The sequence below is a fragment of the Herminiimonas sp. NPDC097707 genome (assembly GCF_044761395.1).
GTDB lineage: Bacteria > Pseudomonadota > Gammaproteobacteria > Burkholderiales > Burkholderiaceae_D > Oxalicibacterium.
In genome coordinates this window covers 2,161,577-2,177,850 of sequence record NZ_JBIWCI010000001.1, presented here as the reverse complement: position 1 = coordinate 2,177,850, position 16,274 = coordinate 2,161,577, and the positions used below count along the sequence as shown (strand labels likewise).

The window sequence follows — 16,274 nt, the reverse complement described above, 5'->3', positions numbered from 1 at the left end:
TTTTATATTGGGTGAATAAATGAAAATTAAAAATTGGAAAATCGGCGTCAGGCTGAGTGTTGCGTTTGCGCTGATATTGGTGCTGATGACGTCAATGACAGCCTTGGGCGTCTGGTTCCTGCATAGCGTTGCGGAAGCGACTGCGGCGATGGAAGAGGCAACGGTCAAAGAGCGTCTGTCTGAGCAGTGGATCAGAGGCATCGCCACCAATACGGTGCGTACCTTTGCCCGCGTGAAAACCAATAGTGCAGAAGAGGAAAAATCTCTGCAGGCGGAAATGACCACAGTCAGCGCTGACGTCAGCAAAGTGCAAAAGCAGCTGGAAGCAATGATTGTCAGTGCTGAAGGCAAGGCAATGATGGCGGCTGTCGCTGAAAAGCGTAGTGCTTACAGTGCCATTCGCGACGCTACTTTCAAGCTCAAGGCGGAAGAGCGTGGTGATGGTGGAGTCGCGCTGAAAGAAATGATCGATTCAAAAATGGTGCCGGCAGCAAACGCCTACATACAATCCGTTCAGGGTGCAGTCGATTTTCAGGAGGAAATTTTTGCAGCAGCGAGGAAGCACGTAGATGACATTTACGAATCAGGTCGTAATACCCTGATCGCTCTTGGCGTGATTGCACTGGCGCTGGGCATCGTGCTGGCATGGATATTAACGCGCAGTATTACTCGGCCTTTGGGCTATGCGGTAGAGGTGGCGCGTGTCGTTGCTTCCGGCGATTTGACCGGCCGCATCACAGTGGACTCAAAGGATGAAGCCGGCCAGTTGCTGCAAGCTCTGAAGGATATGAATGACAGCCTGACCACCAGCATCACGCAGGTTCGCTCAGGTGTCGATACCATTGCAACCGCATCGAATCAGATCGCATCCGGCAACCTGGATCTGTCGTCGCGTACTGAAGAACAAGCCAGCTCGCTGGAAGAAACCGCATCGTCGATGGAAGAACTGACTTCTACCGTCAAGCAAAATGCCGACAATGCACGACAAGCCAATCAGCTCGCCGTCACTGCTTCCGGTGTGGCGGAAAAAGGCGGCACGGTCGTGTCGAAAGTAGTCGATACGATGGATGGCATCAATACCTCGGCGAGAAAAATCGTCGATATCATTGGCGTGATTGACGGTATTGCATTTCAGACTAACATTCTGGCGCTGAATGCAGCAGTGGAAGCCGCGCGCGCCGGCGAACAAGGTCGTGGCTTTGCGGTGGTTGCATCGGAAGTGCGCAGTCTGGCGCAACGTTCGGCTGCAGCGGCGAAGGAAATCAAGACATTGATCGACGATTCGGTTGATAAAGTCGATACCGGCAGCAAGCTGGTGGCAGAAGCAGGAACAACCATGGTGGAAGTGGTCGACAGCGTCAAGCGTGTGACTGACATCATGTCCGAGATCATGGCCGCCAGCCAGGAGCAAAGTGCCGGCATCGAGCAAGTGAATCAAGCCATTGGTCAGATGGATCAAGTTACCCAGCAAAATGCAGCCTTGGTGGAAGAAGCTGCCGCTGCTGCGGAATCCCTGAATGAACAAGCGGCGAACTTGGCGCAAGCAGTGAGCATATTCAAACTGGATGGCGTAGCAAACAACACCAGAGTTGCGACACGCCTGCCGGTTGCGGCAAGCAAGGCGCCGGTAACGCGCCAGTTTGCAGCCAGCCCGGCACCGAAGAAAATTGCCAATGAAGCTCGTCCGGTCAGTGGCGACGATTGGGAAGAGTTTTAAGTTAAACGGCACTGCCGGTATGCACAAAAAGCCCGCTGTTTTCAGCGGGTTTTTTTATGCACATGCGATTTCTCGCGGGAACGCTTTTTCCTTTGTCGGCAACCATTCATGACATGTGCTGCAACGGCTTCTCTTCATGTGTTGTTTTTTATTTGTTTGCATGTATTTGTTGCCTGGCGCACGGAACGATCAGGCAAGCGGGTATAAATTTTCATCCCAGAGCGGGATGTGTGATGATTCGTCTGGTATTCACAATGCGGTTTTCCTTCTGTCGATAACAATTTAAAAAGAAATTCCGATGACATCTTCTTTCTTCCTGCGCGCGGCAACTGCCGGACAAGACATTTCTCCGTTGAGAAAAGCATTTCTGCATTGTGCGCTGCTAGCCTGTGCTTTTCCTGTCGCATGGACAGCGCAGGCGCAGACGGCATCTAGTCCCTTCAATGAATTCATGACGACGCCGGGGAGTGCCGGCCTTGGATTTGTCACGCGGGTCGAGCGTTCGCCGTATGTGGGTGGCGGCAATCGCAAGGATTTGCTGCCCTTGTATCTGTATGAAGGCGAGCGTTTTTTCCTGCATGCCAATCGCATCGGCGTCAAGTTCGCGCCGGATGAGGATCAGCGCGTGGACGTTTTCTTGCGTCGGCGTCTGGAAGGATTTCCAGAGGATGAACAGCCAGCAGCATTGAGTGGAATGGCGCCGCGCAGTACCGGCGTCGACCTGGGCGTGACGTATCGCTACAAGCAGCCCTGGGGCACGCTGCATGCATCTTTCCTGCACGACGTGAGTTCGGTATCGGACGGCAACGAACTGGCCTTGGAGTATTCGTATGACTGGCGTTCGGGGCGTTGGGCTTTTCGCCCCAGCGTCAGCATATCGATGCGCGATGGCAAGCTGAATAATTATTACTATGGCGTGCTGGCAGGAGAGGCGACGGCAGCGCGACCGGCTTATGCGCCAGGCTCCGGCACCAATGTGGCGCTGAATCTGTACGGTTCGTACAACCTGACCGAGCGGTGGCGTTTGCTGGGCGGCGTTTCCGTCACGGCGCTGGATAGCCGGATCAAGGACAGCCCGATAGTGCGCAAAGGTTTGCAGCCATCATTCTTTGTCGGCGCATCGTATGATTTTGGCAGCTACAAGGAGCAGTTGTGGGCCGATGAGAAGTCGCCGACTTATGTGCGCGTGCTGTATGGCCGGGCGGGTGCCGATAGCTGTCATCTGGCGAAAATTCTTACTTTCAAATGTGCCGATCTCGACAAGACGACGCCTACCAGTATTGCCGGCGTGCATGTCGGTAAACCATTTATCGAAAAACTCAATGGTTTGCCGCTGGATTTTGTCGGCTATGCCGGGCTGGTGCATCACAACGACCGGAATCTGCAGGCCAACGGCATGCAGGTCGATTTGTTCATGAAGGCTTTTTACTATGGCTTCCCGTGGAGCCATAAGGTCAAGACGCGGCTAGGCTGGGGTTTGGGTGTTTCTTATGCAAATCGGGTGCCGTATACGGAAGCGAGCAGCCAGGCTGTGCGCAATCGTCCGACATCGCGCTTGCTGAATTATCTGGACCCAACCATTGATGTCAGTCTGGGCGATTTGATCGGTTCGCGCAATCTGAAGGAAACCTATGTCGGCGTGGGCGTTTCGCATCGCTCCGGCATTTTCGGCTCATCGAGATTGCTGGGCGATGTGAATGGCGGCTCGAATTACATTTATACCTATCTCGAAATGAAGATATGAGATGCCGCTGAAGTGAGGTTTTCTGCCGAACTTCAGCACGTTTTCATCTAAAGGGGCGCTGCGTGCTACTGTTTTTTACGAGGGAATAGCCCATTTTGATGAGCTTGTCGTGCGAATGGTATGCATTCAGCCAGCCTTGAACATGAAAACGTCGTTAAAAACGGAATTTAATTTTTTCAATGCAATCTTTTCTATTCTTTTTTATTTCACTGCATTAAGATTTGACGCTTACGTTTGCAAATTTTTACATTTCCAGCTGGTGAAATTTATCATTTGTTCAGCCAAGTGGTGCATTCAGTGTCACGATGGCAATAATGAACAAATCAAAGCCATGGGCCTCTATTTTTAATTCAGCTGCTTTAAGCATGTTTTCAAAACGTAACGATACGGCCAATAATCAATTAGTCAGCCTGATGGAAGTGGCTGGAGAGGTTGTGCTTCGACTCAACAGGCAGGGCGGAATTCTGTATGCCAGTCGTCGTGCTGCCGAGGTGATCGGCTCCGATGTGCAGCTGGTGGGCATGAATCTGTTTGATCTGGTGCGCTTATCGGATCGACATGCAATCGAAGCGTCTTTGCGTCAGGCGCTTTTGTCCATGCAAATTACCCAGGTCAGCGTGCGTATGGCGACGCATACTGCAGTATTGCAGTTCGAACTGCAAATGATTGCCTATGAAACGGGAGCCGCTCTGGAGTTGCTGCTGGTGGGGCGCGACATTTCCAATCGGCAAAAAACAGAAGAGCGTTTACGCCACATGGCGACGCACGATGAGCTGACCAATTTGCCCAATCGCGCCTTGCTGGCCGATCGTTTGAGCATGAGCATGGCGCAAGCACGCCGTACCAATATCGGTTTTTCTGTCATCGCGCTGGACCTCGACGGTTTCAAGAAGGTGAATGATGCCTTGGGCCATGCGGTTGGCGACGCATTGCTGCGGATTGCGGCTGGCCGCCTGCGTGAAACCCTGCGCGATGTCGATACCCTGGCCAGAGTCGGCGGCGATGAGTTTGTCGCGGTACTTCCCGGCGCCATCGATGAAGTGGAAATTCAAAATGTGGCGCGCCGGATGATTTCTGCCATCCAGCTGCCCTTTGAAATCAATGACGATACCTTGTATGTAAGTGCCTCGATCGGGGTTGCAATTTATCCGGTGCACGGTGACAGTGAAGTCAAATTGCTGGCGCATGCCGATACGGCTATGTGTCGGGCCAAGGAAACCGGCAAGGCGCGCTGCATTATTTATAACGAGCTTGCCTTCAACCGGATCGAGCATGATGTGTCGATGGAAGCTGCGATGTTCGAGGCAGTCAGGAACGGTGAATTCCTGTTGCACTATCAGCCTATCGTCGATGCGCAAACACGCCAGATCATGGGGTTTGAAGCCTTGATGCGCTGGATGCGTCCGGATATCGGTCTGGTGCCGCCGAATCAGTTCATCCCGATGGCGGAAGACAATGGATTGATCAATCTGCTCGGCGCATGGGCATTGAAATCCGCATGCGTGCAGCTGAAGCGATTCGAGGAGGCGGCTGGCCGGCAACTCTATGTTTCAGTCAACGTCAGTCCGCGTCAATTCCGTAATGACCAGTTTCTCGGCATGATGGATGAGGCCCTCAAACTGTCCGGGTTGGAAGGGCATCAATTGATGCTGGAGATTACCGAAGGCATCCTGATGTCGGATCCTGAGCACGCGGAAGTACTGTTGAGCAAGATTGCGGAGCGTGGCGTCAGGATCGCGATTGACGATTTCGGCACCGGATATTCCTCGCTGATTTACCTGAAGCGCTTTCCGATTGCGGCGCTCAAGATCGATCGCACCTTCATTAAGGATTTGCCCGCATCCGTCAAGGACGCTGCGATCTGTAATGTGATTCTCAATCTGGCCGGCAGTCTGAATTTGCAAACGGTGGCTGAGGGCGTTGAAAACGAACAGCAGCTGGCATTTCTGTCCACTCAGGGGTGCTCGCTGATTCAGGGTTTTCATACCGGCTACCCTTCCTTGCCTGATTCACTGATCGATATTTTGGAAGCAGAGACACTTGCTCTGCACAACTAGTTTGCCAGGCCGTAAAAACTGATTCATGAAGAAACCAATCAACCCATTGATCGATCCTGACAAAACACTGGATTTGCTGTGGACGCGTGTGCGCCAGCGTGGTGACCTGCCGGGATTTTCCCGCGTGGTCAGTGCGATTGTCGGAGCCATGCACGGCGATAACGATCGCGAATTCAACATGACCAAAACGGTCTTGTCCGATCCCACTTTGACGCAACGTGTTTTGCGTTTGGCGAACAGTGCGATGTACTCGGCTTTTGGCCAGGGCATTAATACGGTTTCCAAGGCCGTGATCGTGCTGGGCACGGAAACCATCGGCCATCTCGCTCTGGGTTTGAAGCTGATAGATGGTTTGTCTGCCGCATCGCTGGCGACATCGCATACCCGTAATGAAATGGAAAGGGCTGTGCTGGCGGGTCAGATTGCGCGTCAGGTTGCGTCATCATCGACCCGGCGCGATACGGAGGAGGCGGTAGTCTGTTCGATACTGCATTCGCTGGGGCGGCTGATGGTGTCGTTTTACCTGCCTGAACAATGGACGCAGGTGCAGGCGGTAGCGGCCGAGAAAAATATTGCCGAAAATGAAGCCGCGCACGAAGTTCTGGGCATAGGCCTGGATGAAATCGGCAGCCTGATTGGCAAGCGCTGGGGTTTCCCGTATTCGCTGGTGGCCAGCCTGAAAGAGATACCGCCGCGTATCGATACAGATGTTGCGCATGAGCCGCTGATGCATTCGGAATGGCTGGCTGCCATCTCGACGATGGCGACGCACTGTGCCGGCGTAGTGTGCAAGGGCGAGGATGCCGCCGCCGCAGGTCTGACTAAAATTGCGGAAAATTATGCAGAGATGCTGGGACTGGATGTTCCCGACATCCTGTTGGCCGTCGATACGGCACAAAAAATCGCCGAGGAAGATGAGTTGCTGATCGGCCAGGAAAAGCGATCCGACGAACCGGAAGCGCAACTGTTGCTGCCTTTAGGCAAGCCTGCCGATGCGATTGAGATTATCCGGCGCGGCGTCGGTGATATGCGCGATGACATCGTGACGGCCAGTACCGGCCAATTGATGACGGTGGCGTTGGAGACCGTTTATCAAGGCCTGGGTTTGAGTCGCGCCATCACGTTCCTGCGTAATCATGATGAAGCCAAATATGTTGCACGCATGTGCTTTGGCGAATGCACGGAAGATATTTTGCCGCGCCTGATGTTTAACGATGCGTATCAGCCGGACGTTTTTCATGCCGCACTGGCAAACGACAAAATGATACTGGTTGATGATGCACTGGCGCCGGGTTTCATCAACAAGTTGCCGCGCTGGTGGCGCGATGAACTGGGCAGTTCACGCAGCTTCATGATTCTGCCTTTGATGCTGAATTTTCATCCGGTGGGCTTTATTTACGGCGACTGGAATGCAAGCTTCCCAACCTCCAGAATCACGCCGAATGAAGTGGTATTGCTGGATGAGTTGCGCGCGCTGGTGGTCAAGGCGATAGAGCATCGCTGCCATTCGGAGCCTGGCTGGGCGCGCGCCATGTACTAATTCCCCCGTCGGCAGCGTAGTCGAATTACCATAGCTGGCATTATTCAGCTTACATCCAGATCATGGCTCGACTTCCCCGGCTCGTCATACCCAATCAGGCACATCACGTTATTCAATCCGGCAACAATGGGCAGGTTGTTTTTCGCGAGAGTGCCGATTACAGCTTTTTCCTGAGTCGTTTGAAAGAGGCCGCGAAGCAATTCAAGGTCGCCATTCACGCTTACGTGCTGATGCCCACGCATTTTCATCTGCTTGCTACGCCCACCGATCTGGAAGGATTGAGTCGGCTGATGCAATGGCTGGGACGTCATTACGTCCCGTATTTCAATCGCAAGTACGCACGCACGGGCACTTTGTGGCAGGGCCGCTACAAGGCGACGGTGCTGGATGCCGAGCGCTACTTCATGACCTGTTGCGCCTATATCGAGCTGAATCCGGTGCGATGCGAGCTCGCACATTCGGCCGGAGATTATCCGTGGTCCAGCTATGCGCACCACATAGGAATTAACTCTGACCCTATTATTTCGGATCATCCGCTGTACTGGTCTTTGGGTAATACACCTTTCGAGCGCGAAGCGGCTTACCGGGCGCTGGTCGAGCAGGGAGTCAAGGAAGACGACGTACGCATGCTGACCGAGGCGACCTTGAAAGGCTGGGCCCTAGGTTCGGAGCAATTCCAGTTATCCCTTGAAAAACAGGCAGTTCGACGCGTGCGGCCGGCAAAGCGTGGGCGGCCGGCAGGAAAAACTCTGGAACCCGCACCAAAATAAAGCAAATTTTGCAAATATGATTCAATCTGGTGCAAATTCCCATCTACTATGTCCCTATTTAATAGTGTTGAAAAACTGGCCCATTTTTAAGTAACTCCGACCCTATTTATTTGACTTGAATTTGCTGTTGCGCTGCACTATTCTTGATCCTCGACTTGAAAAGTAGTGGAGAAAGTTATGCGCGCACAAGGTTTATATGATCCGGCTAACGAACATGATGCATGCGGCGTTGGTTTTGTCGCTCACATCAAAGGCAAGAAAAGCCATTCCATCGTTGAGCAGGGGTTGCTCATACTGAAAAACATCGATCATCGCGGCGCGGTTGGCGCTGACAAGCTGATGGGTGATGGTGCCGGTATTCTGATCCAGATCCCGGACCAGTATTACCGTGAAGAAATGGCGAAGCAGGGCGTTGCCCTGCCGCCCGCCGGTGAATATGGCGTAGGCATGGTTTTCCTGCCGAAAGAACACGCATCGCGCATCGCTTGCGAACAGGAGCTGGAACGCTCGGTATTGGCTGAGGGCCAGGTTGTGCTGGGTTGGCGCGACGTGCTGGTCGACAAAGACATGCCGATGTCGCCTACCGTCCGCGAAAAAGAACCGGTCATCCGCCAGATTTTCATCGGCCGCGGCCAGGACATCATGGTGACCGATGCGCTGGAACGCAAACTGTATGTGATCCGCAAATCATCCGGTCATGCAATTCAGGCTTTGCATCTGTTGCACGGTCAGGAATTCTTTGTTCCATCGATGTCGGCGCGTACGGTTGTATATAAAGGCCTGCTGCTGGCGGATCAGGTCGGCGAATACTATAAAGACCTGCAGGATCCGCGTTGCGTCTCTGCGCTGGCGCTGGTGCATCAACGCTTCTCCACCAATACTTTTCCGGAATGGCCGCTGGCTCATCCCTACCGTCTGATCGCGCATAACGGTGAAATCAATACCGTCAAAGGCAATTTCAACTGGATGCGCGCACGTGAAGGCGTGATGAAGTCGGCTGTGCTGGGCGACGACCTGAAAAAACTGTTCCCGCTGATCTATGAGGGCCAGTCCGATACGGCATGTTTCGACAATGCGCTCGAACTGCTGGTGATGGCCGGTTACCCGATTGCACAGGCAATGATGATGATGATTCCGGAGGCGTGGGAAAACCATACGCTGATGGACGCCAATCGTCGCGCCTTTTACGAATACCATGCCGCGATGATGGAACCGTGGGATGGTCCGGCCGCGATGGCATTTACCGATGGTCGCCATATCGGCGGCACGCTGGATCGCAATGGTTTGCGTCCTGCGCGCTACATCGTGACCGACGACGATCTGGTGGTGATGGCATCCGAATCGGGCGTGCTGCCGATTCCTGAATCGAAGATCATCCAGAAATGGCGCCTGCAACCGGGCAAGATGTTCCTGATCGATCTGGATGCCGGCCGCATCATCGACGACAAGGAATTGAAAGATACCTACGCCAATGCCAAGCCATATAAACAGTGGATACAATCGGTACGCATCAAGCTCAATGAATTGAAGGCGGAACCGGCTGAAGCCAAGCCGACTACCGCGCTGCTCGATTTGCAGCAGGCATTCGGCTATACGCAGGAAGACTTGAAATTCCTGATGTCGCCAATGGCGATCACGGCAGAAGAAGCGACCGGTTCCATGGGTAACGATTCGCCGCTGGCCGTAATGTCGAACAAGGACAAGACGCTGTACAACTATTTCCGCCAGTTGTTTGCGCAAGTGACCAATCCGCCTATCGATCCGATACGCGAAGCGATGGTGATGTCGCTGGTCAGTTTCATTGGCCCGAAACCGAATCTGCTGGATACCAACAACATCAATCCTCCTATGCGGCTGGAAGTATCACAGCCGGTGCTTGACTATGCCGATATCGCCAGATTGCGCAACATCAGCGCACACACCGGCGGCAAATTCAAATCGCATGAACTGAATATCTGCTATCCGACGGCATGGGGTAAAGACGGTATCGAAGCGCGCCTGGCCTCGCTGTGTGCGCAAGCGGTCGATGCGGTGGCTTCCGGTCACAACATCCTGATCATCTCGGATCGCAAGATCGATGAAAGTCAGGTGGCGATTCCGGCCTTGCTGGCTACCTCCGCGATCCACTTGCATCTGGTCAGCAAGGGTTTGCGTACCTCGACCGGCCTGGTGGTGGAAACCGGTTCTGCGCGTGAAACGCATCATTTCGCGCTGCTGGCCGGTTACGGTGCAGAGGCCATCCATCCTTACCTCGCGATGGATACGTTGAGCCATATGGCGAAAGATCTGTCGGGGGAGTTGTCGCCGGAAAAAGCCATCGCCAACTTCCAGAAGGCAGTCGGCAAGGGCTTGATGAAAGTCATGTCGAAGATGGGTATTTCGACTTACATGTCCTACTGCGGTGCGCAGATTTTTGAAGCCATCGGCTTGAACAAATCGCTGATCGAAAAATACTTCAAGGGCACCTCCTCGAATGTGGAAGGCATAGGCGTATTTGAAGTCGCCGAAGAAGCGCTGCGTTTGCACAAGGCGGCATTCAGCGCCGATCCGGTACTCGCACACTCGCTCGATGCAGGTGGCGAATACGCGTATCGCGTACGCGGCGAAGAGCACATGTGGACGCCGGACGCGATTGCAAAACTGCAGCACTCGACCCGTGCCAACAACTTCAGCACCTATAAAGAATACGCGCAGATCATCAACGATCAATCCAAGCGTCATATGACCTTGCGCGGCTTGTTTGAATTCAAGTTCGATCCGGCCAGCGCAATTTCGCTGGATGAAGTCGAACCGGCAAAAGAAATCGTCAAGCGCTTTGCCACCGGCGCGATGTCGCTCGGTTCGATCTCGACTGAAGCGCATGCAACCCTCGCGATTGCAATGAATCGCATAGGCGGCAAATCGAATACCGGCGAAGGCGGCGAAGATACCAAGCGCTACCGCAACGAACTGCGCGGCATTCCTATCAAGGATGGTTCGACGCTGGCGTCGGTCATCGGTCACGATGTGGTTGAAGTCGACACGCCTTTGCTGCCGGGTGATTCGCTGCGCTCGAAAATCAAGCAGGTTGCGTCGGGCCGTTTCGGTGTCACTACCGAATATCTGAGCTCGGCGGAACAGATCCAGATCAAGATGGCGCAGGGCGCAAAGCCGGGCGAGGGCGGTCAACTACCCGGTCATAAAGTATCCGAGTACATTGCACGCCTGCGTTTCTCGGTGCCTGGCGTCGGCCTGATTTCACCGCCGCCGCATCACGATATTTACTCGATCGAAGATCTGGCGCAATTGATCCATGATTTGAAAAACGTCAATCCGGCAGCATCGATCTCGGTCAAGCTGGTGGCTGAAGTCGGTGTCGGTACGGTTGCCACTGGTGTTGCCAAAGCCAAGGCCGATCACGTTGTGATCGCCGGTCATGACGGTGGCACCGGCGCTTCGCCGCTGTCGTCGGTCAAATATGCCGGCTCGCCGTGGGAACTCGGCCTGGCAGAAACACAGCAAACGCTGATCTTGAACGGTTTGCGCACTCGTATTCGGGTGCAAGCAGACGGCCAGATGAAAACCGGACGCGACGTGGTCATCGCTGCGTTGCTGGGTGCGGATGAAATGGGCTTCTCGACTGCACCGCTGGTCGTGGAAGGCTGCATCATGATGCGCAAATGCCATCTGAACACCTGTCCGGTCGGCGTCGCGACGCAAGATCCTGTCTTGCGTGCCAAGTTCTCCGGCAAACCTGAGCATGTGGTCAACTACTTCTTCTTCATCGCAGAAGAAGCGCGTCAGATCATGGCGCAACTGGGCATTCGTACATTCGATGAACTGATCGGCCGTGCCGATCTGCTCGACAAATCGAAAGCGATCACACACTGGAAAGCCAAGGGCCTGGATTTCAGCCGCATGTTCTATCAGCCGGCAGTGGCGGACGGCGTGGCGCGCTATCAGACTGAAGATCAGGATCACGCGCTCGAAAAAGCGCTGGATAACAAACTGATCGTGCAGGCGAAAGCAGCAATCGAGCACGGCGAAAAAGTCTCGTTCATTTCGCCCATCAAGAACGTCAACCGTACTGTTGGTGCGATGCTGTCAGGCGAGGTGGCAAAGAAATACGGTCACGAAGGTTTGCCTGATGACACGATCCATATCCAGTTGCAAGGTACTGCCGGTCAATCGGCGGGGGCCTTCCTTGCGCACGGCATCACGCTGGATCTGGTTGGCGAAGGTAACGATTATGTTGGCAAGGGCTTGTCGGGCGGACGCATCATCGTGCGTCCGAACACCGAGTTCCGCGGCCGCGCAGTAGAGAACATCATCGCCGGCAACACCTTGCTGTACGGTGCGGTTGCCGGTGAGGCATTCTTCAACGGTGTCGCAGGCGAACGTTTTGCCGTGCGTAACTCGGGTGCGATCGCAGTGGTTGAAGGAACCGGTGACCATGGTTGCGAATACATGACCGGCGGTACGGTCGTTGTGCTCGGCGAAACCGGCCGCAACTTTGCCGCCGGCATGTCGGGTGGTATCGCTTACGTCTACGACCCGAAAGGCGAGTTCGCAGGCAAATGCAATATGGCGATGGTGTCGCTGGAACATGTGCAAACCACTGCCGAGCAGGAAAGCAAGGCTGAACATGGAACCTGGCACAGCCATAAACGCGGCAGCGAAGCACAGACCGATGAAGCGATTCTGAAAAACCTGATCGAGCGTCATTTCAAATACACCGGCAGTACGCGTGCACGCGCCTTGCTGGATGAGTGGAACACGGCACGCAGCAAGTTCGTCAAGGTCTTCCCGTCAGAATACAAGCGCGCATTGACCGAGATGCATGCAAACCAGGCGGAACAGGCCGTGTCGACCAAAGTCGCAGTGTAAGACTTTACAGACGCAATCCAGTACGAAGTCATGGGCCCGATCGCAAGTCGGTCGGGCTGAAACGTATGATTTAGAAGGCGAGAAAAATATGGGAAAGATTACCGGCTTTATGGAGTTCCAGCGTTTGCAGGAAGCAAGCGAAGAGCCGAAAAAGCGTACCAAGCACTATAAAGAATTCACTGTGCACTTGAGCGATGCAGAAGCCAAGGTGCAGGCAACGCGTTGCATGGATTGCGGCATTCCGTTTTGCAATAACGGTTGCCCGGTCAATAACATCATTCCGGACTGGAACGATCTGGTTTATTCCGGTGCCTACAAGCAGGCGCTCGATACACTGCATTCGACCAATAACTTCCCTGAGTTTACCGGCCGCATCTGCCCTGCGCCATGCGAATCCGCATGCACGCTGGGGATCAATGAGGATCCGGTCGGTATCAAGTCGATTGAACATTTCATCATCGACAAAGGCTGGGAAAGCGGCTGGGTAGTGCCGCAGCCATCTAGCGTCAAGACCGGCAAGAAAGTCGCGATCGTCGGTTCCGGGCCTGCCGGCATGGCAGCCGCACAGCAACTAGCGCGCGTCGGCCATGATGTGACCCTGTTCGAGAAGAACGATCGCATCGGCGGTTTGCTGCGTTACGGGATTCCCGACTTCAAGATGGAAAAGTCGCACATCGATTTGCGCGTCAAGCAGATGGAAGCAGAAGGCGTGACCTTCCGCACTGGCGTGCTGGTCGGTAAGGACTTCCCGGCCAATATCATCAACTGGGCGAAGGAAACGATTTCGCCTGAGCAGCTGGATAAAGACTTTGACGCCGTTATCCTCACCGGCGGTGCTGAGCAGCCGCGTGATTTGCCGGTGCCTGGCCGCGAGTTGAAGGGCGTGCATTTTGCGATGGACTTCCTGCCTTTGCAAAACAAGGTCAATGCAGGCGACAAGGTCAAGGATCAAATCCTGGCGACCGGCAAGCATGTGATCGTGATTGGCGGTGGTGATACCGGTTCCGATTGTGTTGGTACCTCGAATCGTCATGGCGCGGCGTCGATTGCGCAATTTGAATTGCTGCCGCAACCGCCGGAAGCGGAAAACAAACCGATGGTCTGGCCTTACTGGCCAACCAAGCTGCGTACCTCGTCTTCACATGAAGAAGGTTGCGAACGCGACTGGGCGGTTGCCACCAAACGCCTGGAAGGCAAAAACGGCAAGGTTGAAAAGCTGATTGCTGCACGCGTCGAATGGAAAGATGGTCGCATGCAGGAAGTGCCGGATTCGGAATTTGAAATGAAGGCCGATCTGGTGCTACTGGCGATGGGCTTCGTGTCGCCGGTCGCGCAAGTACTGGATGCATTCGGTATCGACAAGGACGCGCGCGGCAATGCCAGGGCAACAACGGATGGAGACGGCTGCTACCGGACTTCGGTCGACAAAGTGTTTGCGGCCGGTGATATGCGTCGCGGCCAGTCGCTGGTTGTGTGGGCGATCCGTGAAGGACGCCAATGCGCACGCGAAGTCGACGCCTTCCTGATGGGCGAATCGGTCTTGCCGCGGTAATGGATCGCCCGGTCCTGATTTGCAAGTCAGGACAGCGCTCAGCGGGTCGAACAGGCGCAGGCCTGTTCGACTGATCCGCTTCACGTCCGTGAAGGACGTCAGTGTGCACGCGAAGTCGATGCCTTCTTGATGGGCGAGTCGGTGCTGCCGCGCTGAACGGAAACGGTCTTAGCCCCAACCTGCTGCCTTATTTTGATGCAGCGGGTTTTTTTACAACGTTTTTGCTGTCATGGCTCACGGTAAAAGAGGCGTGTCCAGAAGCGTTGCGCGTTTCTGAACTACAATTACGGCATTGCAACAGAAATACATTGCTGTGCCTAATCTCGTTGAAATCCGTGACCTACATTTTGCCTATGGCGAGCGTCCGATACTGTCGGAACTCACCATGGATTTCCCGCGCGGCAAAGTCATTGCCGTCATGGGTGGCTCCGGCTCGGGCAAGACGACCGTTCTGCGTTTGATCGGCGGCCAATTGCTGCCGCAAGCGGGAAATGTGGCGGTAAACGGGCAGGTCGTGAGCGGGATGGACACGAAAGCGCTGTATCAGATGCGCCGCAAGATGGGTATGCTGTTCCAGCATGGCGCATTGTTTACCGATATGTCGGTTTTCGATAATGTGGCTTTCCCGCTGCGCGAACATACCGATTTGCCGGAACAATTGATACATGATCTGGTCTTGATGAAGTTGCAGGCGGTTGGTTTGCGCAATGCTGCGCAATTGAAGCCGGCTGAAATTTCCGGCGGCATGGCGCGACGGGTTGCACTGGCACGGGCGATTGCGCTCGACCCGCAACTGATCATGTATGACGAACCGTTCGCCGGACTCGATCCCATTTCGATGGGCATGACTGCCAATTTGATCCGCAAACTGAACGACGCGCTGGGCTCGACCACGATCCTGGTCTCGCACGATGTGCACGAATCGTTTCTGATTGCCGACTATGTTTATTTCCTGTCGAACGGCAAAGTTGTCGCGCAAGGTACGCCGGCTGACATGATGGCGTCGACCGATCCGTACGTGAAGCAGTTCGTCAATGCCGAGCCAGATGGCCCGGTGCCGTTTCACTATCCGGGTAAATCGCTGGCTGCAGATCTCGGTCTTGGAGAAAGCAAATGATCGCCGCGTTTTTAACGGCTATCGGGCGTGGCGTACGTGAATTCGTCACGAACCTCGGTTTTGCCACGCGCATTTTTTTCAAGATCATAGGCGTCTCCGGCAGCCTGCTGCGCAGGCCGCAACTGGTGATCAGCCAGATTCATTTTATTGGCAACTACTCACTGGTGCTGATTGCAGTTTCCGGTTTGTTCGTCGGCTTTGTGCTGGGCCTGCAAGGTTATTACACGCTGAACAAATACGGTTCGGAGCAGGCGTTGGGCCTGCTAGTGGCATTGTCGCTGACGCGCGAACTCGGGCCGGTCGTTACTGCGCTGCTATTTGCCGGTCGCGCAGGAACCTCGCTGACGGCGGAAATCGGCTTGATGAAAGCCGGCGAACAATTGTCGGCAATGGAAATGATGGCGGTCGATCCGCTGCAACGCGTGCTGGCGCCGCGCTTCTGGGCGGGCGTGGTCGCGATGCCGGTGCTGGCGGCTATTTTCAGTGCGGTCGGCATCATAGGCGGTTATATCGTCGGCGTGAAAATGATAGGCGTAGATGAGGGCGCGTTCTGGTCGCAGATGCAAGGCGGCGTCGATGTCTGGAACGATGTCGTGAATGGCGTGATCAAAAGTGTGGTGTTTGGGTTTGCGGTCACGTTTATCGCCTTGTATCAGGGATATCAGGCGCAGCCGACGCCGGAAGGCGTAGCGCGTGCCACTACGCGCACAGTGGTGATTGCCTCCTTATCGGTATTGTGGCTGGATTTCCTGCTGACGGCATTGATGTTCAGCTAAGGGGTGCGCGGAGCGGTGATCGTGCTTTTCGATTAAAATATGCGACCCCTCTTGCGCTTTGATTGTGTAAATGGTGAGGATGATTCAAGTAATCAACAACTTGATCAATAAGGCGTTCTCCCATATTTGAGGTAT

9 protein-coding genes are annotated in these 16,274 nt (G+C 54.4%); all 9 read left to right on the top strand.

The annotated features are described in order from the left end of the window. Nucleotides 1–19 precede the first annotated feature (19 nt). A complete protein-coding gene (locus tag ACIQW9_RS10555) occupies nt 20–1,717 on the top strand; it encodes a methyl-accepting chemotaxis protein (protein ID WP_402336395.1) in 1,698 nt (565 codons plus the stop codon). Nucleotides 1,718–2,015: 298 nt separating this feature from the next. Then, entirely contained in the window at nt 2,016–3,461 is a 1,446-nt protein-coding gene (locus tag ACIQW9_RS10550) for a MipA/OmpV family protein (protein WP_402336392.1), read from the top strand. A gap of 365 nt (nt 3,462–3,826) precedes the next feature. Then, nucleotides 3,827–5,518, top strand: coding sequence for a putative bifunctional diguanylate cyclase/phosphodiesterase (locus tag ACIQW9_RS10545; protein ID WP_402336389.1), 1,692 nt, complete (start codon nt 3,827–3,829; stop codon nt 5,516–5,518). 25 nt (nt 5,519–5,543) lie between these two features. Further along, nucleotides 5,544–7,058, top strand: coding sequence for an HDOD domain-containing protein (locus ACIQW9_RS10540; RefSeq protein ID WP_402336386.1), 1,515 nt, complete (start codon nt 5,544–5,546; stop codon nt 7,056–7,058). A gap of 62 nt (nt 7,059–7,120) precedes the next feature. Further along, nucleotides 7,121–7,828: a transposase gene (locus ACIQW9_RS10535; protein ID WP_402336383.1), complete on the top strand. Its 708-nt coding sequence runs from the start codon at nt 7,121–7,123 to the stop codon at nt 7,826–7,828. Between the two features lie 177 nt (nt 7,829–8,005). After that, entirely contained in the window at nt 8,006–12,694 is a 4,689-nt protein-coding gene (locus tag ACIQW9_RS10530; RefSeq protein ID WP_402337998.1) for a glutamate synthase-related protein, read from the top strand. 88 nt (nt 12,695–12,782) lie between these two features. Continuing rightward, complete coding sequence (locus ACIQW9_RS10525; protein WP_402336380.1) at nt 12,783–14,246, top strand: glutamate synthase subunit beta; 1,464 nt, start codon at nt 12,783–12,785, stop codon at nt 14,244–14,246. Between the two features lie 313 nt (nt 14,247–14,559). Continuing rightward, complete coding sequence (locus ACIQW9_RS10520) at nt 14,560–15,363, top strand: ABC transporter ATP-binding protein (protein ID WP_402336375.1); 804 nt, start codon at nt 14,560–14,562, stop codon at nt 15,361–15,363. Next, nucleotides 15,360–16,139: a lipid asymmetry maintenance ABC transporter permease subunit MlaE gene (gene mlaE / locus ACIQW9_RS10515; protein WP_402336372.1), complete on the top strand. Its 780-nt coding sequence runs from the start codon at nt 15,360–15,362 to the stop codon at nt 16,137–16,139. Before ACIQW9_RS10520 ends, mlaE begins: the two co-directional genes overlap by 4 nt. Nucleotides 16,140–16,274 lie beyond the last annotated feature (135 nt).